The organism is Allokutzneria sp. A3M-2-11 16 (genome assembly GCF_024213555.1).
Taxonomy (GTDB): Bacteria; Actinomycetota; Actinomycetes; order Mycobacteriales; family Pseudonocardiaceae; genus Allokutzneria.
Map to the genome: position 1 here is coordinate 18420 of NZ_JANAVO010000027.1, position 23357 is coordinate 41776.

Sequence of the window (23357 nt, forward strand, 5' to 3'; positions counted from 1 at the left end):
GCCATGACCGACAGCCCGCCGTACGCCCGCATCGTGGCGGAGCTGCGCCGCCGGATCACCGAGGGCGAGCTGGCCCCCGGCGACCGCCTCCCCTCCACCAGGCAGATCGCGATCCGCTGGGGCGTCGCGCTGGCGACCGCGACCAAGGCGCTGACCACGCTGAAGCAGGAGGGCTTGATCGTCGCGGAACCGCGCGTGGGCACCGTCGTCGCAGTAGCCCCGACCAAGCCGCGCCCGCCGGTGGAGCTCGGCGACGAGCTGAGCCGGGACCGGATCGTGCGCGCCGCCGTCGAGATCGCCGACGCGGAAGGGCTCGCGGCGGTGTCCATGCGCGGTGTCGCGGCGAAGCTCGGGGTCAGCGCGATGTCGCCGTACCGGCACGTCGACGGCAAGGACGACCTCGTGCTGCTGATGGTGGACGCGGCCTACGGCGAGCTGGAGCCACCCGATCCGAAGATCAAGAGCTGGCGGGCGCGAGCGGAGACCGGCTCGCGCGGGCTGTGGGCGCTCTACCGCAGGCACCCGTGGCTGGCGCAGTTCACCACGCTGACCCGCCCGGTGATGCTGCCGAACCTCGCCGTGCACGCCGACTGGATGATCACCGCGCTCAGCGCCCCCGGCCGCACACCGACGCAGGTGATGAACCTGCACGTGCTGCTGTTCAGCTACGTGCAGGGGATCGCGGTGAACCTGGAGCGCGAGGCCCATGCGCGGGCCGCGACCGGGCTGACCGAGGAGGAGTGGATGGACACCCAGGCCGAGCAGTACCGGCTCGTCCGGGAGTCCGGGCGCTTCCCCGCGTTCAGCGGGCTGATGCGGGCGTTCGACGAGGAGGGCTACGACCTCGACCTCGATGAGATCTTCGAGCTCGGTCTCGCAGCCCTCCTCGACGGCATCCGCTAGTTACCTCGTGTGCGCCAGCACGGCCTCGGCCAGCTGAACGTGCACCTCAGGCGGGAGCGTGTGCCCCATACCCTCGATCTCCAGGTACTCCGCGCCCGGGATCTCCTTGGCGATCAGCTTGCCGTGACCGGGTTTCACCGGCTCCTCGCTGCCCTCGATCACCAGCGTCGGCGCGGTGATCTCGCCCAGCCTGCCCTCCGGCTCGAAGTCCGGGTCGGCCGCCCACGCCAGCCGGTGGTTGCCCACCGTGGCCGGGTCGCGGTCCCGGTCGCGCATGCGTTCCTCCAGCTCTCGTTGCGCGTCGGCGTCGAAGGGCAGCACCGTGCCGTGCAGCGTCCGCGCCACCTCGATCGCGAAGTCCTCCCCCGGCGGCGAGGTGAACAGCTTGACGAACTCCTCCTTCGGCATGGGCAGGCTGCCCGGCTCTTGCGGTTCGCCGGTCAGCGCCCGCATCACCACCATGCCCTCGCCACCGCCGAGCGGGGAGGAGCCGATCGTGGTCAGGCTGGCGATCCGCTCCGGGTGCTCCAGCGCGAGCCACTGGCCGAGCAGCCCGCCCGCGGAGTGCCCGACCAGGTGCACCCGGTCGATGCCGAGCGCGTCGAGCAGCCCGAGGACGTCGTCCCGGATGTCCGCCCAGGTGTAGGGCGTCGTGGCGAAGTCCAGCGCGCTCGACCGGCCGGTGTCGCGGTGGTCGTAGCGGATCACCCGGCGCCCGCCCGCGGCGATCCGGCCGACCAGCTCGTCCGGCCACAGCAGGCCCTGCGACATCGACCCCATGACGAGCAGTACCGGCGGGTGGGTCGGGTCCCCGAACTCCTCGACCCACAGTTCCACGTCGTTGACCTCGATGATTGGCATGCGGCTACTTTCGTCGAGGTGGTCCCTGGTGCCATCAGTAGGACCACTGGTGGTTACTGGCTCAGTAGCCGCGCCAGCTCGGTACGGGTGCTGACGCCGAGCTTCGGATAGATCTTGTACAGGTGGTACTCGACCGTGCGCGGGCTGAGGAACAGGCGCGCGGCGACGTCCTTGTTGGACACGCCCTCGGCCACGAGCTGCGCGATCCGCAGCTCCTGCGGTGTCAGTTGTGCGTGTTCGGTTCGCTTACCGGCTTCGCCCGCCGCTCGTAGCTCGCCCAGCGCCCGCTTTTCCCACGGCCGCGCGCCGAGCCTGCCGAAGATCTCCGCCGCTGTCCGCAGGTGCGGCCGGGCCTCGCTGACCTGACGATCTCTTCTTAGCCGTTCGCCGAGCAGCAAGGCCGTTCGCGCACGGCCGTACTCATCGTCGGTTTCCAGTGCTTTTGCGTACAGCGGCACGGCGTCGTCTTCCACCAGCGCGCGGCAGCGGGCGACGAGTGCCTGTGCGCGCGGCGTTGTGGCGTTCGCCGACCACTGCTTCAGGAACTCGACGCTTTTCCTTGCTGCGTCGAGGTTTCCGCTCGCCACGGCGGCTTCGACCCGGTCGGCGGTGGAGCCCCAGACCACGACCGGGTGCCCCGTCGTCATCGCCGTGAGCCGGTCGTGTGCTTCTTGGAACCGTCCCGCGCCCAGGTCGAGCAGCGCCAGCGCGTAGTGCGCCACACCCACGCGCAGCTCGACCCGGTGGGGGATCGCGATCGCCAGGGCTTCGTTCGCGAACGTCCGGCAGTCGTCCTCGCGGCCCTGGATCGCCGCCACCACCGCGAGATTGGCCAGGTGAGCCGCCGCGCAGTTGACGTATCCGGCTTCCCTTGCCAGGGCAAGACCTTCCTCGGAGAGCGCCGCGCTGTGCGCGAGGTTGCCGTTCATCCGCTCAGCCGTCGCGGCGAACTCCAGCACCACGGGCAGCGTGCCCACCATGCCCGACACCCGCGCCACGCGTCCGGCTCGCGCGGCGAAGTCGGCTGCCGCATCGCCTTCGCCCAGGTGGCTCGCGGCCGCCGCCGCCCACAGCAGTTCGCTCGCGTCTTCTTTGGGTGTGGCTTTCCGCAGAATCGCCGTTCCCTTGGCAGTTTCCCCGGCCTGGAGGGCGGCCGTGCCGACGAGCACGTCGCGCAGGAAGCTTGGTTCGAGTGGCTCAGCCCGTCGTCCCACCTCGATCGCGACCGCGGTGTCCCCGACGTAGGAGGCGGCCTCGGCGGCGTCCGCCAGCAGCTCGATCCGATCACCCGCCGCGTCCAGGAAGATCCGCATCGCCTCCCCAGCGTCCCCGGAGTTCAGTTCGAACCGCCCGCGCAGCTGCTCCAGTTCCGGCGCGTTGTGCAGTGCTCGCGCTTGTGCCAGCAGGCTCCGCGCCTGCCCCGGCTTTCCGCCCAGCCAAGCCGATTCCGCCGCCTTTGCCAGGCGCTGTGCTCTTTTATCGGGCTTCGGTGTGAGCGCGGCGGCTCGGGCCAGCGCTGTCGCCGCGTCGGCGTAACCGCCTCTTTCCCGTGCCCTTTGTGCCGATTCCGTGAGCGCTTGCGCGACGCTTTCGTCCGGTCCGAGCGCCGCTTCCGCTCTGTGCTGCGCTTCGCGATCCGCGTCGTCCACCGCGTCCGCGAGCTGTTCGTGCACTTGCCGCTTTTCCGCGGACCCGGCGGCCGTGACCACCGCGGAGCGAACCAGAGGATGGCGAAAGCGGATCGTCGCTTCTCTCACCGTGACGAGCCCGCTTTCTTCGGCAGCTTGCAGTGCCGTTGGTTCCGCTCCCGCGCGCAGCACGACTCCGAGCTCGCCGCGTCCGTCGAGCGCGGCGATGAGCAGTGCGTGCTTCGTCTCTTCTTCCAACCGCGCGATCTGGTCCCCGAATACGTTCTTGATCGGCAGCGGATCGGGCAACGGCTCTGTTCCGTCCAGCTGCTCTGGCGTCAGCAGCTCTTGGACCTCGCGAAGTGCGAGCGGATTTCCGCTGGTCAGCCTCGTGATCTCAGCGATCGGCGCCGCTTTCGGCAGAAGCTTCGCGGCGCTCGCTTCGTCGAGTCCGTTGAGGTGCAGCTGCCGCACTCCACGGAGTGCGTGTCGCACTTCGCTCGTGTCCCTCGCCGCGATCAGGAGGCGCACCTTTTCGCCACGCAGCCTCCGCGCCGCGAAGAGCAACGCGTCCGCCGATGCTTGGTCGAGCCACTGGAAGTCGTCGATCACGCACAGCAGCCCGTCCGGCTCCGCCGCTTCGATCAGCAACGACAAGACGGCCGCAGACACCAGGAACCGGTCTTCGCTTCGAGGTGCTGCCAGCCCCAGTGCCGCCTTGATCGCGTCCCGCTGCGCTTCCGGGAGTGCGTCCGCGAGGTGCGCCACCGGCCGCAGAAGTTGGTGCAGCGCAGCGAATGCGAGCCCCGACTCCGGCTCCGCTCCCGTCGCCCACAACGCGTTCTTGGCTACCGCTTCCAACAAGGCCGATTTGCCCGCCCCGGGCTCGCCGAGCACCGCCAGCGCGCTTTGTTCGCCGTTCAGGAACTCGTCGAGCTCGGCCAGTTCCGCTTCGCGACCGATGAGTGTCATGTCAGTGTTCGTGTTTCTCCGATGGCCAGCGCCCACAGGTCCGCCGGTTCCCGCCCCGCCTCCGCCCACGCTTTCTTGACAAGGCGCAGCGGCTCGTCCATCGGCTCCTTCGTCAACGCGAACGTGCCCCAGTGCATCGCCGCAAGTCGTTGTGCCCCAACGTCTTCGAGCGCTTGAACCGCTTCTTCGGGGTTGATGTGCACCGGCTTCATGAACCACCGCGGCTCGTACGCTCCGATCGGCAGCATCGCCACGTCGATGCCCGGGTAGCGCTCACCGATCTCCGCGAACCACTTGCCGTATCCCGAATCGCCCGCGTGATACGTCCTCGTCCCGTCCGGCGCCGTGATCACCCAGCCGCCCCACAGCGTCGAGCACGTGTCGAACGGCCCCCGGCGACTCCAGTGGTGCGCAGGCACGAAGTCGAACTTGAGCCCGGCGACCGTCGCCGACTCCCACCAGTCCAGCTCGGTGACATTGTGGAACCCGCGCTTCGCGAACCAGGCTTTCAGCCCGAGCCCCACCAGAATCGGCGTGTCCCTCGGCAACCTCTTGATCGTCGGCGAGTCCAGGTGGTCGTAGTGGTCGTGGCTGATCACCACCGCGTCGATCTTCGGCAGGTCGCTCCACGCCAGCCCCGGCGGCGTCAGCCTCCTAGTGCCACCCGGAATCCGCGCCGCCCACACCGGATCGGTCAGGATCGACACCCCGTTGAGCCGCACCAGGTAGGTCGAGTGCCCCACCCACGTCCAGCTCGTCGTGCCCGCGGGCAGCCCGCCGCGCGCGATCGGCACTAGGTCCGCGTTCTCCCCGCTCCCGCCGAACCCCCCGTTCTCGCGCAGTATCCGGGCCAGGTCGCGAATCCTCGGCAACGGCGAGGTCAGGCGGTCTCGGTAGTTCTGGCGGGCCATGCCGTCAGTCTGCCACCGCGCGCTCGCTCCGGTACTCGTCAAGCAATGCGAAGAACATCTCCATCGCGGGCTTGTGCTCTGCCTCCGCCAGGCGCTCGACCTCCGCCGCCCAGCCCAGCGGACTCGACCCGCCCCGCCTCTCCCACAACCATTCGGCGAACCGACCCCCGTTCCCGAAGTCGAACTGCTCGTCGACCTCGTGCACCTCCAGGGCGACCCAGTACCCCGTCAGGATCGAGTCCAGATGCTGCACTGAGCTGCGCCGCACCCACATCCCCGGCCGCTGCCGAACTTCCTCCAGGAAGTCGTACACATCCCGCAGTTCAGCCACGTGCTTCGGCACTCGTCACCCCAGTCTGATCAGCCCTGCTTGGGTCGGCCTGAACCCGCAGCTGTCGATGTAGAACCCGCGCAAGTGCTCTTCGAAGTCCACATGCAACCACTCACACCCGTTTGCCCTGGCGTGCTCCGTCACCGTTCTTATCAGCTCCGTCCCCACACCCTGCCTCTGCACCTTCTTCGCCGCCAATGTGTCCAGCACGAACGCGTGCACCCCGCCGTCCCAGGCCACATTCACGAACCCCACCAGCTGTTCCCGCTGACGCGCGCACACCCACCCCAGGCTGTGCGCGTTCACCTGCCCCCACCAGTCGTCGTCACGGACCCGCCCCCCGAAACCCTCCGCGTGCAGCCCGTTGACCTCCGCGTTCCCGAACTCCCCGCGCCACTCATACGTGATCATCCCGCCACTTTTGCTTACCCTGACGTTCTGAGCACTCGACTTTCAGGGAGCCACATGGGCCGCCGCGTCGACTACCTCAATGACCCCAACGCCCCGCGCGCCAACAGCATCCGCCCCGCCGTCAGCGCCTTCGTCCAGGACCCGCGCGGCCGCATCCTCATGATCCGCCGCACCGACAACGACCTGTACGCGCTCCCCGGCGGCGGCCAGGAACCCGGCGAGACCCTCACCCAGACTGTCTTCCGCGAGGTCGAGGAGGAGACCGGCATCCACGTCGCGGTCACCGGCCTCATCGGCATCTACTCCAACCCGGCCCACGTCATCGCCTACTCCGACGGCGAGGTCCGCCAGGAGTTCTCCATCTGCTTCCGCGCAGACCCCGTCGGCGGCGCACTCCGCACCAGCGCCGAGTCCAAGGAAGTCCACTGGGTGGAGGCGGATCGCCTGGACGAGCTGGACATCCACCCCTCCATCCGCCTCCGTATTCGGCACGGGTTTGAGGTGAAAATTGAACCAATCTTTACGTAGGAAGCTGGAGTTGTGCGCTAGATGCTTCTATGGTGAGTGGGGATGAACACTTGGTCAGCTGAATTATATCTACCTAATTTATTCGGTGTCGAGCTGATCCTCGTGAGCGACCAGGCTTATGAAACTATAGGTGGCCTCTGTTAGCTGGCCAAGTCTGTTTCTGTGTCGAATTTCGACAACTCTCATCTGTACGTAATTGCGAAGCCTAAATTCTAGTCGTGCCAGAATTTCGGGATTCACGGATACCTCGTATGTTGCAGAGCGCTTGTTGCTCGGGTTTGCCTTAAGCTTTACTGTCCCCCTGAGGCTCTGTTCGTAAATGTATCCCGCAATAGTTCGCTCGTGTTGTTCAAGTCTGCTCTCAAGTAGCTCTCTTGCGTAAGACCTGCCAGTCCTTGTTAGCTTAGATGAACGTCTCGGGCTTGTGGGTGACCTCCATAGAAGTTCCAGGGTGAGATCTCGGTTGTCCAGTACCGAAATTAGCTTGTTCAACTTATTTATGAGCTCTGGTTGGCTCAGCTGTGTGATTGCCGCTGGGTTGAGCTGGTTTTCCAGTGCATCGTGGACATCCAGAACCTTGCGAACGGCGGAGTCGACTACGGACGATACGCCATCGATGCCGCCATCGAATTCGCGCGTGGCGACCTTTGGATGTAGTCTCAGGACTGCGCTACCGCCGCCTATTCCGATCAGTTCCATTCTGGTCAGGTCATTCTTGGCAGTGTCTGGAAGGGCTGCATCGATCTCTGCTTGGAGCGGGCCGAGCAGTTCGTGTACAACATGGACATCTAGAGAGCCAAAGCCAACATCGGGACCTTCTACGTGAACGTCGAGCCACGGAGAATAGCCAGCGCCAGGGTCCATCCTTTGGGCGGCGTCCAAGATTGCGTGATCGAGCACATGTACAAGATCATCCGCTGGATCGTCATCTAGATCTTCGAAGAACCTCGCTGCGGCGGCTTCTCGGTCATCGAGCAGGCGGTCCCAGGAGTCATCGCTGCTCACGGGCGTTCCACCTCCAAGTAACCTCGTCGTGGCGGCGCGTCCTCTAGCAGTGGAGCTAGCTTCGGTCCAGGTGGGCGCACTCGCTGCCACCAATCGTCCAGCGAACCCCGTCGTTCAAGATAGTCCCGAGTCAGTGATCTGGCACTGTTGGGTCGCAGGGTGGACGTGGAAGGTACCCAGTCGAGGACGAATGGTTCTACTCTGAAGTTTGCGACGATGCTGTCTCTGTGCTCGATCAGACGTCTGAGAGCTTTGGAGCCACGTTGTCCTTGTGCTTCGAGTAGTGCATGTCGATCTATGACTGGAGTGACGTCGAGGTCATCCGGATCTAGCTTCATTGAAATGAAACTTCCCGCGAGCCATATCAGTTTCAGTACTCGTCCCACGCCAGCATTATCCTCGGCGACTTTCCAGGCCGCTAGGTAACTTCGAAATCCATCCCAAATAAGTTGACGTGTCGAGGATTGGGAAAAGTCTCTGTGGGCAACGAAGCGTGCTTGGACTTCTGAGAGGTTTACCCGGTAGCGGCCTGGAGGGAGGTGTCCAGAGGTAGTGTGGAGTTCGGGAAGCATAGCCGGACAACCTCCTGGCCTCGGTGAGTGGACGTGCACGCTCTATTCGATCGTCGATGTGTGGGCTGCCGTTGTTACGACGGCAATCAAAATGTGTTCTTGGTGTAGGCAAAGCGAGAGCAATCGTGTCTGTTGGTGCTGCCTCGCGGTCGTCCTCTGGCGTGGGTGAGAAGGTGTAGGTGACGGCAGCGCAGAGCGGCATCAGTCTCGACCGTGTGCACTTGACCTGAAGGCTTGTTGAGGTTGTTGGGTGTGGGGGACAGCGGTCAACAAGGTGGAGGAGTGGGCATGCGGGTCGTCAGGGCGGTCGGGTTCGGCGGGCCGGAGGTGCTGGAGGTGGCGGAAGCGCCGGAGCCAGTGCCAGTGGCGGGGGAAGTGCTGGTGGAGGTGTCTGCGGCGGACGTGATCTTCCTGGACACGCAGCTGCGGACGGGGTGGGCGAGCGAAGCGTTCGGGATTGAGCCGCCGTACGTGCCGGGGTTCGGGGTGGCGGGGCGGATCGCCCAGGTGGGGGAAGGTGTGGAAGAAGCCTGGGTGGGGGCGGAGGTGGCGGCGAGGGTGCCGGGGGCCTACGCGGAGCAGGTGGTGGTGAAGGTCGGCGACCTGGTCAAGGTGCCGGAGGGGCTCGACAAAAAGGCGGCGGCGGCGTTACTGCACGACGGGGTGACGGCGTTGGGGGTGTTCGACAACGCGCAGGTGAAGCCGGGGGAGCGGGTGTTGGTCACGGCCGCGGCGGGCGGGCTGGGGATTCTGCTGGTGCAGCTGGCGCGCGCGGCGGGGGCGACGGTGATCGGGGCGGCGCGCGGGAAGAAGAAGCTGGACCTGGCGCGGGAGCACGGCGCGGCCGAAGCGGTGGACTACACGGAACCGGGCTGGGCGGAGCAGGTCGGAAGCGCGGACGTGGTGTTCGACGGCGCGGGCGGGGAGATCGGGCGAGCGGCGCTGAAGATCACGAAGCGGTGGTTCTCGGCGCATGGGGCGGCGAGCGGGGGATTCGCGGAGGGCGACGCGCCGGGGGTGACGGTGCGAGGCATCGAGCAGGCGCAGTTCACGCCGGAGCAGGCGGTGCGGCTCGCTGAGCGAGCGCTCGAAGATGCGGTGGCGGGGCGGATGAACCCGGTCATCGGGCAGACGTTCCCGCTCGCGGAGGCGGCGAAGGCGCACGAGGCGCTCGGAGCCCGTGCGGCGCTGGGGAAGACGCTCCTGGTCGTCTGAGTCCGTTTCGTACTCTTAGCGGGAAAGAGAGCGCTCCCAAATCCCGCTAAGAGTACGAAACGGGGTTCTCCAGGTTTCCTCGGCCCACGATGGGTGGGCCTGGGTGGAGAGTTTAGTGCTTGCGGGACTGGGCGATGCCCTCGGCGACGCCGATGAGCGCGACGGAGGCGATGACGGCGAGGATGAAGCCGAGGGTGTTGAGCTCCCAGATGTCCCCGGTGCCGAGCAGGTTGGCGATCGTGCCACCGATCACCGAGCCGACCAGGCCGAGCAGCAGTGTGGCGAGAATGCTGAGTTGCTGCTTGCCGGGCTTGATCAGCCGGGCGAGCGCGCCGATGATGAGTCCCGCGACGATGAACCCGATCATGTGAGCCTCCTTGCTCGTGGTGAGGCCGAGCCTAGCGCCGTGATCGACACCGGGCCCGTCCGCTCAGTATGCGGTGATCAGGATCGCGGGAGACCACCAGTACGACATCAGGGGCATAACGTCGACGTGCGCGAAGCCGGCGGCGCTGTGTGCGCGCCGGCGACGCGTTCGCGGGCGAGGTCGAGCAGGGCGGCGGAGGGCTCGACGAGGTCGACACGGGCGGGACGGTGTGCCGCCAAGTCCAGAGCCGGAGCGATGGCCAAGCCGTCGCCGCAGCCGATGTCGAGCAGCGACGAAGGCCGCACGGAGTCGTAGGACGAAGCGAGGGCCTGGCTCAAGCGCGAGTACAGCTCGACGTTGCCGCCGCCGCGGACGAACGCGCGGAACGCGGCGGGCTGGTCGTAGACGTGGCCGTCGGCCTCGCTCTGCCAATATGACGCGAGTTCGTCGCCGAGCCGCGTCCCCGCCGCCGCGGCAAGCGAACGCGCGGTGTCCCGGTCTCCGTCCCGCCAGGCCACAAGGGCCTCAACAACAGTGGTCATGCGGTCAGTGGAACACGTCGTAGATGGTGCCCACCAACCAAATCAGGCCCGCGAACACGAGCGCCAAGAGGATGACCATGAGCACCAGACGGATGGTGCCGCCGCGCTTCGGCGGTGCGGGAGCGACGACCGGAGGCGGGGGCGGGGGTGCCTGGCGAACAGGAGGCGGCGGCTCCTCGACAGGTGCGGCCACGTAGATCGTCTCCGGGATTCCGTGCTGGTACAGGTCGAGGACGCTGGGCACCTGCTCGGTCAGCTTCAGCGCCCGCGCCGCCGCGGCGACGGTGTTGGCGTCCCACACCTTCTCGCTGCGGCACAGCGCGTGGAAGTACCGGCGCAGCGGCTTCTGGTGCGGCGCGAGGACGACCTGGATGCCGTCGTGCTGCTCGGAGGCCAGCTCGACCTCCGCGCCCGCGGTCGGCAGCAGCACCACGAGGCCCGGCACGGCGCCGGTGGTGATCCCGGCGGTGCTCAGCGCGGAGCGCACGGCGGTGACATTGGCGCTGACCTCCACGATCGGGTTGGCCGAGTGCAGCGCGGCGGGCTGCCCGTCGACCTCCCACGCGCCCTCGGCCGGAGCGTGCAGCGCGCCGTCCTGGCGCCGGGTGAAGCCGTCGATCTCCAGTACCAGGCAGCCGTACGGCGAGAGCACCAGCGCGTCGGCCATGCCGTTCGGCGTCGCGGCGTTGAACACCGCGACACCGGGCAGGCCGAAGTCCCCGGTCCAGGACCGCATCCACCGCGCGACCTTGGCCTCGGCCCCGACCAGGCCGTCACCGCGCGCACCCTCGGAGTGCTGCACCGCCACCAGCATGGGCCAGAGTCTAGGTTGATCTCCGAGGCGCGGCGAGCGCCGCCAGGTCCAACCCGGTGCCGTCGTAACCGTGCGTCAGCTCGTTGAGCGCGGTCACGATCCGTCGTTCCTCGTAGCTGAAGTGCGACTCCATGATCGCCGCGAGACCGTCCAGTTCGGACCGCACGCGCGCGGCGTCGGCCGGATCGGCCCCGGCGACCAGGGTTTCCAGCTTGGCGAGGATGCCGGAGACCAGGTAGTGGTCCTCGCGCAGCTTCTCCAGCGTCGGCGCCAGCTCCGGGAACTCCTCGGCCAGCGCGGGGAAGGCGTGGTCGTCCTCGCCGGTGTGGTGCCTGCTCAGCGCGGTGCAGAAGGTCATGCAGTGCGCCAGCAGGTCCTTGGGTCGTCCGCCCTTGCCGTCGAGGTAGGCGTCCATGTCCTCGCGGAGGCGGGAAAGCTCCTTGCGGAGCCAGTCGTGCACGGTGATCAGCTGTGTTCCGAAGGCCCGGAGGCGTTCGTCCATGGTCGAAGTCCCCATGATTCGGCGCCTCCATGCCCACGACGGTCTCTTTGCCGGGTGCACGCGACGCTGCCGGGGATCAGATCAGCTCCCGATCACCGCGTCAAGCCGTCTGTGGATCGGCCCACTGACCGCGGACAGCGGGCGCCCGGAGCCGGAGCGGCGGCAGGCGACGATCTCCGCGGCGATGGACAGCGCGGTCTCCTCCGGGGTGCTCCCGCCGAGGTCCAGGCCGATGGGGGAGCGCAGCCGCGCCAGCTCTTCCGGGCTGACACCGTTGGCGCGCAACAATTCCAGCCGCTCAGTGTGCGTGCGCCGCGACCCCATCGCGCCGACGTAGCCGACCGGCATGCGCAATGCCCGCGTCAACACGGGGATGTCGAACTTCGGATCGTGGGTCAGCACGCAGATCGCCGTTCGACCGTCCACAGTGGTCTGGGAAAGGTAGCGGTGCGGCCAGTCCACCACGACCTCGGCACCCGGAAACCGTGCAGGCGTGGCGAAAACCGGCCGCGCGTCGCACACGGTGACTCGGTAGCCGAGGAACGAGCCCACCGTGGTCAACGCGGCGGCGAAGTCCAGTGCGCCGAAGATCAGCATGCGAGGAGGCTGAGCGGGGACCTCGACCAAGATGCCGGGCAGCACAGTCGTCTCGGTCGCGGCGAGCACGGCCGCGTCGAGCGAACCGACCGTGCCCTTCACCTTTCCGTTGTGCACCAGCATGGTCTGGCCGGTGAAGCTTCGAGCCACGGTGGCACCGGGCGCGGGGACCACCGGCGTGGGCTGGACGAAGACCTCGATCACTCCGCCGCAAGTCAGGCCCACGGCGAACGCGGACTCGTCCGAATAGCCGAACATGTGCGTGCTGGACTCGCCAGTCTCGATGGCCTCGCGGCACAGCTCGTAGACGGCGCCGTCCACGCAGCCGCCCGACACGTTGCCGATCACCGCGCCGTCCGCGTCCACCGCCATGGACGTGCCGATCGGGCGGGGCGCGCTGCCGGAGACGCCGACGACGGTGGCCACGGCGAACGTCCGGCCCGCGCGCGACCACGCGCGCAGCTCCTCGGCGATCTCCAGCATCACACCACCTTGTCGAGGGTGATCGGCAGGTCGCGGACGCGCTTGCCGGTGGCGTGGAAAACCGCGTTGGCCACGGCCGCGGCGGCCCCGGTGACCCCGACCTCGCCGACCCCGAGCAGTCCGGCGGGCATCGTGGGATCGGGCTCGTCGAGCCAGTGCACGTCGATCTCCGGCACGTCCGCGTGCACCGGAAGGTGGTACTCGGCGAGGCTCGGGTTCATGATCCGCCCGGTGCGCGGATCGACCAGGGTCTCCTCGGACAGCGCGGCGCCGATGCCGAGCACGATCCCGCCGCGCAGCTGGCTGGCCGCGGTCTTCGGGTTGATCACGGTGCCGCAGTCGAAGGCGCCGACCCACCGCGAGACCCGGATCTCCCCGGTGTCCGCGTCGACCCGGACCTCGCAGAACTGCGCTCCCGTGACGGCACGCACGCCCTTCCGCCGGTCGCGCAGGAACTTCGACATCAGCCGCGCCTGGCCGGTCGCCCTGCCGAGCGGCGAGTCCGCGCCGATCGACACCTCCACGTACGGCTTTCTCTTGCGCGCCAGAGCTTCCACGGAGATCTCTCCGCCGAGGGCGCGGCGCAGCTTCGGCGCGAGGGTGTGTACAGCGGCGGCAACGCTCCCGGTCTGGTTGGAGCCGCCCGCCATCGGACCGGCGGGCAGACTGGAATCGCCGTGCTCGACGCGCACGGCCTCGAAGGGAATCCCGAGCGCGTCCGCGGTGATCTGCGCCTGCGCGGTCGCGGCGCCCATCCCCATCTCGTGGAAACCGCAGCGCAGCAACGCGGTTCCGTCCGTGCTGAACCGCAAGCTCGCGTTGGCGACGAGATGGACCGGCGGGTGGAACGCGGTCGCCACGCCCCAACCGATGAGCCACTGCCCGTCCCGCATCGACCGGGGCTGCGGAGTGCGCTGCTCCCACCCGAACTCCTTCGCGCCGAGTTCGTAGGCGGCGCGCAGATTCCGCCGGGTGAACGGCTTGTCGCCGATCGGGTCGCGAGTCGGCTCGTTGCGCATGCGCAGGTCGATCGGGTCCATGTGGAGTTCGTGCGCCAACTCGTCCACAGTGGACTCAAGAGCGAACGTGCCGATGGCCTCGCCCGGCGCGCGCATGAACGTGTTGGCCAGCAGGTCCACTTCGGCGATGTTCTGCCGCAACAGGATGTTCCGCGCGTCGTAGAGGTGGCTGGACTGGATCGTCACGCCCTCGGGACCTCCGCCGGTGCGCCCGACGCGGGTCACCGACGTGTGGACCAGCGAGGTCATCCGGCCTTCACGGTCCGCGCCGATCGCGACGCGCTGGACGGACGGAGTGCGCCCGCCGACCGTGCGGTAGACGCCTTCCCGGGTCAGCACCAGCCGCACCGGCCGACCGGTCACGCGCGCCGCGAGCACGGCCAGGATCGTTCCGGGCCACACGAGGCCCTTCCCGCCGAACCCGCCGCCGACGTGCTCGGAGACCACTCGGATCTTGTCGATCGGCACCCCGAAGGCGGCGGAGAGGGTGCGGCGGACGCCGCCGATGTTCTGCGTCGGCTCGTGCACGGTCAGGCGGTCGCCGTCCCACACCGCGGTAGTGGTGTGCGGCTCGATCGCGTTGTGGTTGTGCGGGGGAGTGGTGAACTCCCGGTCGACCGCGACCGGAGCGCTTTCCAGAGCGGCAAGCGCGTCGCCCTTCCTCGCCGAGCCCGCCTGGAGCATCGAGTTCTTCTGCGGCTTCGCCTCGGCCGTAGAGAAGTCCACAGCGGAGGGAAGGGGTGAGCACGAGACGCGGACGCGTGCGGCGGCCGCGCGGGCGGCCTCCTGGGTTTCCGCGACGACCACGGCGACGGGCTGGCCGTCCCAGTGCACCTCATCGGTGTTGAGGCAGACCACAGTGGTGCCGAAGACCGGCGGCATGAGACCGACCGAAGGCATCTTCATCTTGGGTGCGTTGTGGTGAGTGATCACGGCGAGCACCCCGGGCACGCGCGTCGCGTCCGTCGTGTCGATCTCGGTGATCCGACCGCGCGCCGTGGATGCGTGGGTCAGAGCCGCGTGCGCCAAGCCCGGATAGGTCTGGTCAGCGGAGAACTTGGCCGCGCCAGTGGTCTTGATGGCACCGTCGACGCGGTCGAATGCCTGGCCGATCGCTGTCATGACATCCCCCGCAACACCGCGACGATCGTGCTCTCGGCCAGGCGAATCTTGAACTCGTTGTGCGGCAAGGAAACCGCATCGGCGAGTTCAGCTCGTGCCGCCGCACGGAAGCTTTCCTCGGTGGCAGGAGCACCCAGCAAAGCGCGCTCAGCCTGGTAAGCGCGCCAAGGCTTTGTGCCGACTCCGCCCAGTGCGAGCCGGATCGACGACACGACGCCGTCCTGGACGTCCAGGGCTGCCGCAACGGAAACGAGCGCGAAGGCGTAAGAAGCGCGGTCGCGGACCTTGCGGTAGCGCGAGACACCGGACGGCGGCGGGGGAAGCTCGACGGCGGTGATCAACTCATCGTCGGCGAGGACTGTCTCGATCTCCGGCGTGTCTCCTGGCATGCGGTGGAAGTCGACGAGCGGGACCCTGCGGGTGCCGCGCGAACTGCGGAGCTCGACGATCGCGTCGAGCGCCGCGAGGGCCACGCACAGGTCGGACGGGTGGGTGGCAGCGCAACTGGCCGAAGCTCCGAGAACCGCGTGGCTGCGCGAAAATCCGCCGATCGCGGCACATCCGCTGCCGGGTTCGCGCTTGTTGCAGGCCGCCGCGTCGTCGTAGAAGTAGAGGCAACGCGTGCGCTGCATGAGGTTCCCGCCGACCGTGGCCATGTTCCGCAACTGGCCCGAGGCGCCGGACAGCACCGCCTGCGCCACCATCGGATACCGCGACCGGATCACGGGGTGCGCCGCGAGGTGGCTGTTGCGCAGCAGAGCGCCGATTCGCACTCCGCCGTCCGGCAGCTCCTCGACCTCGGCGAGGGGGAGCCGCGTGATGTCGACGACCGTGTCCGGCCGCTCGATGTCCTCGCGCATCAGGTCGACCAGATTCGTGCCACCGCCGAGGAACTTGGCGTTGGGCTCGTCGGTGATCGCCCGCAGCGCCGCGTCCACGTCGTCCGCGCGGACGTAGGAGAAGGTCCTCATGTGGCCACTTCCTCGATGGCGTCGACGATGCCGTTGTAGGCGCCGCAGCGGCACAGGTTGCCGCTCATCCCCTCGCGGATCTCGTCGCGGGTCGGCGGCGCATCCGAGTCGCGCTCGGCGAGCATCCCGATCGCCGAGCAGATCTGGCCTGACGTGCAGAAACCGCACTGGAAGCCGTCGCGTCGGATGAACTCGCGCTGGAGCGCCGCGCCGTCCGGCAGGCTCGCGACTCCCTCGATCGTGGTGATCTCGCGGCCCTCGTACTGCACGGCCAGCGCCAGGCAGGACACGATCCGCTCGCCGTCCGCCAGCACCGTGCACGCGCCGCAGGCGCCCTGGTCACAGCCCTTCTTCGGCCCGGTCAGGCCCAGTCGGTCGCGCAGCCCGTCGAGCAGGCTGACCTGCGGTGGAACATCCAGCACCACGGGCTCGCCGTTCACCCGCATCTTCGTCTCCGAAGATCGGCTTGCCGGATCGAGCATTGTCTCCGCCATGCTCGCCAAGTTAACAGCACGTCGTTCTCTTAACAAGAGTACGGCGTTCTCTTAACTTGCGCGGTAAGGTCTTGCGGCGATGACCGAGTTCGTCCGGGCCAGGCGCCCCGAGCACAAGCAGCAGCGGCGCGCGGCGATCCTGGACGCGGCCCGCGAGCTGGCGCGCAAGGACGGCGTCCGCTCGGTCAGCCTCGGCGGCGTCGCGGCGGTGGTCGGCTTCGCCAAGTCCAACGTGGCCCGCTACTTCGGCACCCGCGAGGAGATCTACCTCGAACTCACCGCCGAGTGCTGGCGGGACTGGGAGAAGGCGGTGCTCGCCCGCATCCCCGAGGCGGGGCCGGTCGACGCGTTGGTGGACACCGTGGCCGAACGGCCGCTGTTCTGCGATCTGCTCAGCCAGGTCACGATCACGTTGGAGCACAACGTCTCCATTCCCGCGGCCCGCGAGTTCAAGCGGGAGATGCACGGGATCATCCGATCGGTCGGCGCCGCGGTGACCGCGCACTCCGAGCTGACCGAGCCCGAGGGCGTCGAACTGGTGACCGCGGCGGGCGCGCTGGCCGGAATCCTTTACGCGGCGGCGAATCCCTCCGCGACGCTGTGCCAGCTCTACGAGCAGGAGCCGGAGATCGCGGCGATGGTCCCGTCCTTCCAGCCGACGCTCAAACGAGCCCTGGCGGCGCTCATGGCCGGACTGCCCACGCTGCGAGCGTGACGGCAGAAAAGCGCCAGAACGCCGCCCGGGGAAGCAGCAGGCTGAACGGCATGACTGGTTTCCGCGTCCACCCGCTGCACCCGGCCCTGCTGGCCCACGTCCGCGCCACCGATGTGGACACTTCGGGCAATCTCGTCGAGCACCTGACCGGGATCACCGGCCCGCTCCGGTGCTGCCTGCGGAGCGCGCGCGAGGACGAGAAGGTGATCCTCTTCGGCTACGAGCCGGTCCTGCCCGGGGTCAGCCCGTACCGCGAGATCGGCGCCGTCTACGCGCACGCCGAGCAGTGCGACGGCCCGGCGGGGGAGGGCTACCCGGAGCAGTGGCTCGACCGGCCGCAGGTGCTGCGCGCCTACGACAAGCGGGGCTGGATCCACCCCACGACGCGCGTGCATGACGGCACCGACCCCGTCCGGGAGATCGAGGAAATCCTCGCCGACCCGGACGTCGTGGAGATCCACAGCCGCAACATCGCTTACGGCTGCTACATGTTCTCCATCACTCGGGCCTGAGGTCGAGCACACCGCGCGTGCCAGGATGGACCACCGTGTCCTCTCGTGTGGACCCCATGACCGGGGTCGTCCTGGCCGTCGCGGTGCTCGCGGTCTCCTCTTCCGGCCCGCTGACCGCGTTCGCCGCCGCGCCCGCGCTGGCGATCGCCTTCTGGCGCAACGCGATCGCAGTCGCCGCGCTGACCCCGTTCGCCGCCGCTCGGCGCGGAGCGGAGTTCCGCGGGCTGGTGCGCGGCGAGCACCGCACCGCCGGGTGGTTCAGCGTCGCGGCCGGGGTGGCGCTGGCCGTGCACTTCTCCACCTGGATGCCGTCGGTCCAGCTGACCTCCGTGGCCACCGCGACCGCGCTCGTGGCGACGCAGCCGGTGTGGCAGTGCGCGATCGCCTCCCTGCAAGGCCAGCGGCTGCCGATCGCCACGTGGATCGGCATCTCGCTGGCCGTGATCGGCGCGATCATCGCCACCGGAGCCGATTTCGAGGTCTCCGCCGCCGCGCTCACCGGCGACCTGCTCGCCCTGGCCGGTGGCCTGATGGCGGCGGTCTACACCGCGCTCGGCGAGCGGGCCCGCGTCACGAGCAGCACCACCACCTACACCTCGGTCTGCTACTCGGTCTGCGGGGTGCTGCTGCTCGGGGTGTGCCTGGTCGGCGGGGTGCCGCTGACCGGTTTCGACGGGGCGACGTGGCTGGCCATCCTGGGGCTCGTGGCCGGGGCGCAGCTGCTGGGGCACTCCATGTTCAGCTTCGCGCTGCGCAAGGTCTCCGCGACCACAGTCAGCTTGATGATCTTGCTGGAGGTGCCCGGCGCCGCGCTGATCGCGTGGCTCTGGCTCGGCCAGGTGCCCCGGCCCGCCGCGCTCCCCGGGCTCGCGTTGCTGCTGCTCGGCGTCGCCGTGGTCATCCTCGCCGGGACCCGGACCAGGGATGTCACACCCGAGCGGGCTGTCTCGTCCTAAGGGCATGGAGGCGGAATTCCAGCGCGAACGGCCGAGGCTGATCGGCATCGCCTACGGCATCATCGGCGACCTCGGTGAGGCCGAGGACGTCGTGCAGGAGGCGTGGCTGCGGCTGAGCCGGACCGAGGGTGTCCTCGACGTGACGGCGTGGCTGGTCGTGGCCACCTCCCGGCTCGCGCTCGACGTGATGCGCTCCGCCCGCAAACGCCGCGAGGACTACGTCGGCCCCTGGCTGCCGGAGCCCGTGGTCAGCACCGGGGAGGGGCCGGAGGACCGGGTCACCCTCGCTGACTCGGTCAGCATGGCGATGTTGGTCGTGCTGGAGACGCTGTCCCCGGCCGAGCGCACCGCGTACGTGCTGCACGAGGTCTTCGGGTTGCCCTTCACCGAGATCGCCGAGGTCGTCGGGCGCACACCGGCCTCCGTGCGGCAGCTCGCCTCGCGGGCGCGCAAGCACGTGCGGGAGCGGTCGCCGCGCTTCGACACCGACCCGGTGCGGCAGCGCGAGGTGGTCGGCGCGTTCCTCGCCGCGTGCGAGGGCGGGGACCTGGACGCGATGCTCCGGCTGCTCGACCCCGACGTCGTGTTGACCAGCGACGGCGGCGGGATCGTGCGCGCGGCGCGGCGGCCGGTCGTCGGCGCGGACCGGGTGGCGCGTTTCCTGGCCGGTGTTCGCGCCAAGTGGCCCGACCGCGAGCTGCGGCCCGCCATGGTCAACGGCTTCAGCGGCTTCCTCATGATGCACGGCGGCGAGCTGGTCGCCGTCTACTCGATCACCGTCGCGGACGGCCTGGTCACCGCGATCAACGTCGTGCTGCACCCCACCAAGCTCGCCCGCGCGAGCACCCTGATCACCAAGGAGAGCTAGATGCGGCTGACGAACGACATCACCTCGACCCCGGTCTACCAGGCGATGAGCCAGATCGAGGCGTTCCTCGCGTCGAGCACGCTGCCAAAGACGATCTTGGAGCTGGTCAAGCTCCGGGTCAGCCAGATGAACGGCTGCGCGTTCTGCGTGGACATGCACTCCCACGACCTGAAGAAGCACGGCGAGGCCGACGAGCGGCTGTGGGCGGTGGCGGTGTGGCGCGAGGCCCCGTTCTTCACCGACCAGGAGCGCGCCGCCCTCGACCTCGCCGAGGCCGCGACCCGGCTCGACGAGCACGGTGTCCCCGACGAGGTCTGGGACACCGCCGCCAAGCACTTCGACGAGGAGACCCTGTTGGCGCTGGTCGCCGCGATCGCCCAGATCAACGCCTGGAACCGCTATGGCGTCACGCTCCGGATGGTTCCCGGTCCTGGTCGCAGCCGCCGCTGAACCGCATCCGGTCCCAACCGGGATCTCCGGTCTCCGCGAAGCGAATCCACGTCGAGTGCATGCGGTCCACCAAGTCCCGTGGAGGCTCGGTAGGACCGAGGAGTGCCTTCGGGCCGCGGAGTCCGGGCACGTGGACGGTGTCGAAGACGAAGGGGAGTTCGACCGCGTGCGCCGCGCCGAGCTTCCCTTCGAACGCCTCCGACCGCCACGCGAACTCGTAGTGGTAGGACTTCCTCGACTCGGCGAACTTCCTTGTGCCCTTTGCGAAAAGCTCCTCCGTGAGTTCCTTCGGGTCGAGCGTTCCGTTGTTCGGGACGACGTAGAGGTTGCCCTCTTCGGTGTTCGTGCCCAGCATGAAGTCCACAGTGGACTCCAGGTTGGCGGGTTGGTCCGGCAGTGTCTCCGTGCCCGCCACGAGGCTGAACGGGAGGAGTCCGCGCATAGGGTCCGGCTCGCCGGTCACGGTGAGGTCGACGCCGAATAGCGTTGCCCTGATGAGCTGTTCGTCCGTCGCGTCCTCGTCCAGCCGGAACTCCTTCGCGATGAGATCCGCTTGTGCGGTGCTGAACGCGCCGAGACCGTTGCCGCTCTGCGAGATCGCTCGGTGGAACAGTCCTTTTTGGGCGGTGACGACCGCGGCGCCGACGATGCTCGCCCCCGCCGACTCGCCGAACAACGTGACGTTGCCGGGGTCGCCGCCGAACGCGGTGATGTTGTCCTGCACCCACTCCAGCGAGGCGAGCACGTCCAGTAGGCCCCGGTTGTCCGGAGCGCCCGGCAGCCGCAACCACCCCGGCGCTCCAAGCCGGTAGTTCAGCGACACGAACACCACGCCATCGCGCGCGAACGCGGAGCCGTCGAGCACCGGAGCACGGCTCGACCCGGACACGAAACCACCGCCGTGCACGAAAACCATGACAGGTAGCCCGGAGGTCGCAGTGCTCGGCGTGCGCACCGTGACCGTGAGGTAGTCCTCGCCGCGCACCCAGCCAGGGCCCATCAGCGGCCTCATGTCCAGCTCGCCGAAGCGACTCCGGTCCGGAGCCGGTGCGGTCGCTCCAGGTCGCGTGGCGTCGCGGACACCGTCCCACCTTTGTGGACGGACCGGAGCCGTGAACCTGCTGGCGCCCACCGTGTTCGCCGCGTACGGGATGGCATGGAAGACCGTGTGATCCGCTCGTACTTCGCCACGGACCCGGCCGCCGGTCGTACGAACCGTGGTCACGGCGAGATCCTTTCCAGCGGCGCCCACTCCTTGATCGCGAACTTGCTGCCGTCGCGGCGGACCTCTGCGGCTCCGTGACCGGCCAGATGTGCCGGTAGGACAAGGGAGTTCGTGTCCGCCGCCCATTCGAGAACACTGCGCCTGCTGGCTCGCGCCCGCTCGGGGTCCTCGCAGAAACAGCTGTTGAAGTCCGGCTCGACGAGCTGTACCACCGTGTGCAGCAGATCCCCGACGAACACCGCGCGCTCGCCGCCGGAGTCCAGGCGCAGCACCGAAGAGCCGGGAGTGTGCCCGGCGGCGAGGTCCAGCCGCAGGTTCTCGTCGATCACGTACGACTCGTCCCAGAGCTGCACGAGCCCCGCGTCGTGGACCGGCCGGACACTGTCCTCGAAGATGTCATTGCCGTGGAAGTGCTCGAAATCCCGTTGCGGCACAAGATAAGTGGCGTTCGGGAAGGTCGGAACCCACTCGTCGCCGTCGAGCCGCGTGTTCCATCCGACGTGGTCCGCGTGGATGTGCGTGTTGATCACCACGTCCACGTCCTCCGGGTTGACTCCCGCCGCCGCGAGGTTGTCCAGGAACGGCGTGTTGAGCAGGTGGAACGCGGCCATCTGCGGGCGTTCCTTGTGGTTGCCCACGCCCGTGTCGACCAGGATCGTCCGCCCGCCGCTGCGCAGAACCCAGGTCTGCAAGGCGCAGTGCACCTGATCGGTTTCCGCGATCCAGTGGTCCGGCGCGAACTCCGTCCAGTGCTGTGGCTCGCTCTCCGGCACGAACGCGCTCGGCGGCATGATCGGCCCGTGCCACTCCATGACCCGGGTCAGGCTGACATCGCCGAAGGTCATCGTGTTCACCGCTGTGCCTCCGCGAGTGCGATCAGGGTGTCCTCGATGCCCCGCACCGTGAACCGGCGGAACCGTCGCAGCTCCGCCTCCGTCGAGCCGAAGGCGGGCAGCAGCTTCAGCACCTGCCAGTCGACCGTCACGATCGTGTTGGCGTGGAAGGAATAGGTCCAGCGGACGACTCCGTCGCCGGACTCCCAGGAGAACTCCTTGCCCGGCTCCGCGGTGAGCACCCGCGAGGTCGACTCCCAGACGCGGTCGCCCGCTTTGTTGACTCCGGTGAACACCGCTCCGACGCGGGGCCCGCCGTTGTCCGCGTAGGCGACTTCGACGACGTTCGGGCTCCATTCGGCCATGCGGGAGACATCTGCGATGAGGTCGTAGGCGTGGGCCGGGCTCGTTGCTATCCAGGCGCGGCGCTGGATCGGTGGTACGTCCATGCTGATCACTGTCGTGCGTTCGCGCTGGTGGAGGTATCAGTCACGTGACTGCACTTTCGTGCCGCACGCGTGCGACGGCATCTGGAACGGCGCGACAATCGAGGTATGCCCACAGCTCACCACGACCTGTACAAGCGCTACCTCTGGGCCACGATGAGCCAGGACCCCGACGCGGTCGCCGAGTCCTTCACCCCTGACGGCGTGTTCGAGGCGCCTCTCGTGCTCCCGGGCCAGGCTTTCCCGGCGCGCATGGAGGGTCGCGAGCAGATCCGGGACCACCTCGCCGCGTACTACCGGCGTTCCGCCGCCTCCGGCTCCGACCGCCAGGTCGACGTCGCGAACTCCCGCTACGAGCTGCACGCCACCGCCGATCCCGACGTGTTCATCGTCGAGATCGACACCGCGTTCACGTCGCCGACCGGCCCCACGACCATGTCGCTCGTGCAGGTCTTCCGCCTCCGCGACGGCAAGATCGCTTTGCTGCGCGACTACTTCGCCCCGGACTCCGTCGTCTAGCGGTTTCGGAGCGCGGCGGCGCGGACGCGTCGTGTCCTGCCTCGTTCGGCGAGGACGGTGAGGGCCTCGGGCGAGGCCACCGTCTGCGCGGCTCGTCGCTGAAACCAGTCCGACGCACCGATGATCTCCTGCGCGGTCCACGGCCGACCGAGGCTGATCGCCCTGAGCAGACCCCATTCCCGCAACCGGCGGCTGAGGAACTCCCGCTCGGCGATCACCGTGATCACCGAGCGGGCCCAGTCGTCGTACCGTTCATCCAAGAGCAGTCGCGCTGCCCGGTCGTCCAGGTGTTTGACCACTGCGGACTGCGCCATCGTCGCGTCCGGGTCGCGGAGGACTGCGGCGATCAGGTCGGTTTCGCCCTGGTCGTGAACCGCGGCCAGGGCTCGGAGGTACTGGGCGTACCGGTGGTGCTCATCGGCATGATCGCTGGTCACGTGGAGGGCTCCTGTAGATCCGCTAGAACGGCGCGGGCTCGTCGATCGGGGCCGGTTCCGCGATCGGTTCCGCTTCTGTCTCGGTGGTCTTCCCGTTGGGTGTGGTCCACACGTGTCGCCCGTCGGGGAGGTTCTTGCAGCTCCAGTT

The 23357-nt window shown here is 68.3% G+C and carries 28 protein-coding genes; 9 read left to right on the plus strand and 19 right to left on the minus strand.

Annotation, left to right across the window (positions count from 1 at the left end):
• Positions 1-3: 3 nt before the first annotated feature.
• The gene (locus tag NLX83_RS39290; protein ID WP_254240382.1) at positions 4-903 is read left to right on the plus strand and encodes a GntR family transcriptional regulator; all 900 of its coding nucleotides are present in this window, start codon (positions 4-6) and stop codon (positions 901-903) included.
• On the opposite strand, the gene NLX83_RS39295 is transcribed toward NLX83_RS39290, so the two are convergent.
• The 5 genes from NLX83_RS39295 to NLX83_RS39315 are packed head-to-tail and all read right to left on the minus strand — an operon-like array spanning position 904 to position 6017.
• Entirely contained in the window at positions 904-1764 is an 861-nt protein-coding gene (locus NLX83_RS39295) for an alpha/beta hydrolase (protein ID WP_254240383.1), read from the minus strand.
• Between the two features lie 53 nt (positions 1765-1817).
• Positions 1818-4364: an AAA family ATPase gene (locus NLX83_RS39300; RefSeq protein ID WP_254240384.1), complete on the minus strand. Its 2547-nt coding sequence runs from the start codon at positions 4362-4364 to the stop codon at positions 1818-1820.
• Positions 4361-5275, minus strand: a complete 915-nt coding sequence (locus tag NLX83_RS39305) for an MBL fold metallo-hydrolase (protein ID WP_254240385.1) — start codon at positions 5273-5275, stop codon at positions 4361-4363. Before NLX83_RS39305 ends, NLX83_RS39300 begins: the two co-directional genes overlap by 4 nt.
• Before the next feature lie 4 nt (positions 5276-5279).
• Positions 5280-5618, minus strand: coding sequence for a hypothetical protein (locus NLX83_RS39310; RefSeq protein WP_254240386.1), 339 nt, complete (start codon positions 5616-5618; stop codon positions 5280-5282).
• 3 nt (positions 5619-5621) lie between these two features.
• Positions 5622-6017, minus strand: coding sequence for a GNAT family N-acetyltransferase (locus NLX83_RS39315; protein WP_254240387.1), 396 nt, complete (start codon positions 6015-6017; stop codon positions 5622-5624).
• Positions 6018-6071: 54 nt separating this feature from the next.
• Here NLX83_RS39315 and NLX83_RS39320 point away from each other — a divergent pair, with 54 nt between their 5' ends.
• Positions 6072-6545 (plus strand): NUDIX hydrolase, encoded by a 474-nt coding sequence (locus NLX83_RS39320; RefSeq protein ID WP_254240388.1) that lies wholly within the window; start codon positions 6072-6074, stop codon positions 6543-6545.
• Between the two features lie 78 nt (positions 6546-6623).
• Here the strand turns inward: NLX83_RS39320 and NLX83_RS39325 are convergent, their stop codons facing one another.
• Both NLX83_RS39325 and NLX83_RS42390 read right to left on the minus strand, forming a co-directional pair.
• Positions 6624-7550: a hypothetical protein gene (locus tag NLX83_RS39325; protein WP_254240389.1), complete on the minus strand. Its 927-nt coding sequence runs from the start codon at positions 7548-7550 to the stop codon at positions 6624-6626.
• Positions 7547-8122 (minus strand): DUF6932 family protein, encoded by a 576-nt coding sequence (locus tag NLX83_RS42390; protein WP_374118868.1) that lies wholly within the window; start codon positions 8120-8122, stop codon positions 7547-7549. The genes NLX83_RS39325 and NLX83_RS42390 overlap by 4 nt, the downstream gene beginning before the upstream one ends.
• Before the next feature lie 288 nt (positions 8123-8410).
• On the opposite strand from NLX83_RS42390, the gene NLX83_RS39330 reads away from it, so the two are divergent.
• On the plus strand, positions 8411-9337 hold the full coding sequence (locus NLX83_RS39330; RefSeq protein ID WP_254240390.1) for a zinc-binding dehydrogenase: 927 nt from the start codon (positions 8411-8413) through the stop codon (positions 9335-9337).
• 112 nt (positions 9338-9449) lie between these two features.
• Here the strand turns inward: NLX83_RS39330 and NLX83_RS39335 are convergent, their stop codons facing one another.
• The 8 genes from NLX83_RS39335 to NLX83_RS39370 form a co-directional block, all read right to left on the minus strand.
• Positions 9450-9704 carry a GlsB/YeaQ/YmgE family stress response membrane protein gene (locus tag NLX83_RS39335; RefSeq protein WP_030430657.1) on the minus strand — a complete coding sequence of 85 codons (255 nt, stop codon included), beginning with the start codon at positions 9702-9704 and terminating at the stop codon, positions 9450-9452.
• Between the two features lie 107 nt (positions 9705-9811).
• Positions 9812-10246 carry a class I SAM-dependent methyltransferase gene (locus NLX83_RS39340; protein ID WP_254240391.1) on the minus strand — a complete coding sequence of 145 codons (435 nt, stop codon included), beginning with the start codon at positions 10244-10246 and terminating at the stop codon, positions 9812-9814.
• Between the two features lie 4 nt (positions 10247-10250).
• On the minus strand, positions 10251-11060 hold the full coding sequence (locus NLX83_RS39345) for a hypothetical protein (RefSeq protein WP_254240392.1): 810 nt from the start codon (positions 11058-11060) through the stop codon (positions 10251-10253).
• A 10-nt stretch (positions 11061-11070) separates the two neighbouring features.
• Positions 11071-11562, minus strand: a complete 492-nt coding sequence (locus NLX83_RS39350) for a hemerythrin domain-containing protein (RefSeq protein WP_254240393.1) — start codon at positions 11560-11562, stop codon at positions 11071-11073.
• An 81-nt stretch (positions 11563-11643) separates the two neighbouring features.
• Positions 11644-12642, minus strand: a complete 999-nt coding sequence (locus tag NLX83_RS39355; RefSeq protein ID WP_254240394.1) for an XdhC family protein — start codon at positions 12640-12642, stop codon at positions 11644-11646.
• The gene (locus NLX83_RS39360) at positions 12642-14783 is read right to left on the minus strand and encodes a xanthine dehydrogenase family protein molybdopterin-binding subunit (protein ID WP_254240395.1); all 2142 of its coding nucleotides are present in this window, start codon (positions 14781-14783) and stop codon (positions 12642-12644) included. Before NLX83_RS39360 ends, NLX83_RS39355 begins: the two co-directional genes overlap by 1 nt.
• A complete protein-coding gene (locus NLX83_RS39365) occupies positions 14780-15754 on the minus strand; it encodes an FAD binding domain-containing protein (RefSeq protein ID WP_254240396.1) in 975 nt (324 codons plus the stop codon). The genes NLX83_RS39360 and NLX83_RS39365 overlap by 4 nt, the downstream gene beginning before the upstream one ends.
• A complete protein-coding gene (locus NLX83_RS39370; RefSeq protein ID WP_254240397.1) occupies positions 15751-16248 on the minus strand; it encodes a (2Fe-2S)-binding protein in 498 nt (165 codons plus the stop codon). The genes NLX83_RS39365 and NLX83_RS39370 overlap by 4 nt, the downstream gene beginning before the upstream one ends.
• A 79-nt stretch (positions 16249-16327) precedes the next feature.
• Here NLX83_RS39370 and NLX83_RS39375 point away from each other — a divergent pair, with 79 nt between their 5' ends.
• The 5 genes from NLX83_RS39375 to NLX83_RS39395 are packed head-to-tail and all read left to right on the plus strand — an operon-like array spanning position 16328 to position 19749.
• Entirely contained in the window at positions 16328-16963 is a 636-nt protein-coding gene (locus NLX83_RS39375; RefSeq protein WP_254240398.1) for a TetR/AcrR family transcriptional regulator, read from the plus strand.
• The gene (locus NLX83_RS39380) at positions 16960-17475 is read left to right on the plus strand and encodes a DUF1203 domain-containing protein (RefSeq protein WP_254240399.1); all 516 of its coding nucleotides are present in this window, start codon (positions 16960-16962) and stop codon (positions 17473-17475) included. Before NLX83_RS39375 ends, NLX83_RS39380 begins: the two co-directional genes overlap by 4 nt.
• 35 nt (positions 17476-17510) lie before the next feature.
• Positions 17511-18431 (plus strand): DMT family transporter, encoded by a 921-nt coding sequence (locus NLX83_RS39385; RefSeq protein WP_254240400.1) that lies wholly within the window; start codon positions 17511-17513, stop codon positions 18429-18431.
• 4 nt (positions 18432-18435) lie between these two features.
• A complete protein-coding gene (gene sigJ, locus NLX83_RS39390) occupies positions 18436-19299 on the plus strand; it encodes an RNA polymerase sigma factor SigJ (protein WP_254240401.1) in 864 nt (287 codons plus the stop codon).
• Entirely contained in the window at positions 19300-19749 is a 450-nt protein-coding gene (locus NLX83_RS39395; protein WP_254240402.1) for a carboxymuconolactone decarboxylase family protein, read from the plus strand.
• Here the strand turns inward: NLX83_RS39395 and NLX83_RS39400 are convergent.
• Genes NLX83_RS39400 through NLX83_RS39410 form a run of 3 tightly spaced genes read right to left on the minus strand, consistent with a single transcriptional unit; the run spans position 19706 to position 22256 of the window.
• Positions 19706-20974: a carboxylesterase/lipase family protein gene (locus NLX83_RS39400; protein WP_254240403.1), complete on the minus strand. Its 1269-nt coding sequence runs from the start codon at positions 20972-20974 to the stop codon at positions 19706-19708. The genes NLX83_RS39395 and NLX83_RS39400 overlap by 44 nt on opposite strands.
• Entirely contained in the window at positions 20971-21828 is an 858-nt protein-coding gene (locus NLX83_RS39405) for an MBL fold metallo-hydrolase (RefSeq protein ID WP_254240404.1), read from the minus strand. Before NLX83_RS39405 ends, NLX83_RS39400 begins: the two co-directional genes overlap by 4 nt.
• The gene (locus tag NLX83_RS39410; RefSeq protein ID WP_254240405.1) at positions 21825-22256 is read right to left on the minus strand and encodes an SRPBCC family protein; all 432 of its coding nucleotides are present in this window, start codon (positions 22254-22256) and stop codon (positions 21825-21827) included. Before NLX83_RS39410 ends, NLX83_RS39405 begins: the two co-directional genes overlap by 4 nt.
• Before the next feature lie 105 nt (positions 22257-22361).
• Between NLX83_RS39410 and NLX83_RS39415 the strand changes: the two genes are divergently transcribed.
• Positions 22362-22772 carry a nuclear transport factor 2 family protein gene (locus tag NLX83_RS39415; RefSeq protein WP_254240406.1) on the plus strand — a complete coding sequence of 137 codons (411 nt, stop codon included), beginning with the start codon at positions 22362-22364 and terminating at the stop codon, positions 22770-22772.
• Here the strand turns inward: NLX83_RS39415 and NLX83_RS39420 are convergent.
• Positions 22769-23209, minus strand: a complete 441-nt coding sequence (locus tag NLX83_RS39420; RefSeq protein ID WP_254240407.1) for a hypothetical protein — start codon at positions 23207-23209, stop codon at positions 22769-22771. The two genes, NLX83_RS39415 and NLX83_RS39420, sit on opposite strands and share 4 nt — an antisense overlap.
• Positions 23210-23357: the final 148 nt, after the last annotated feature.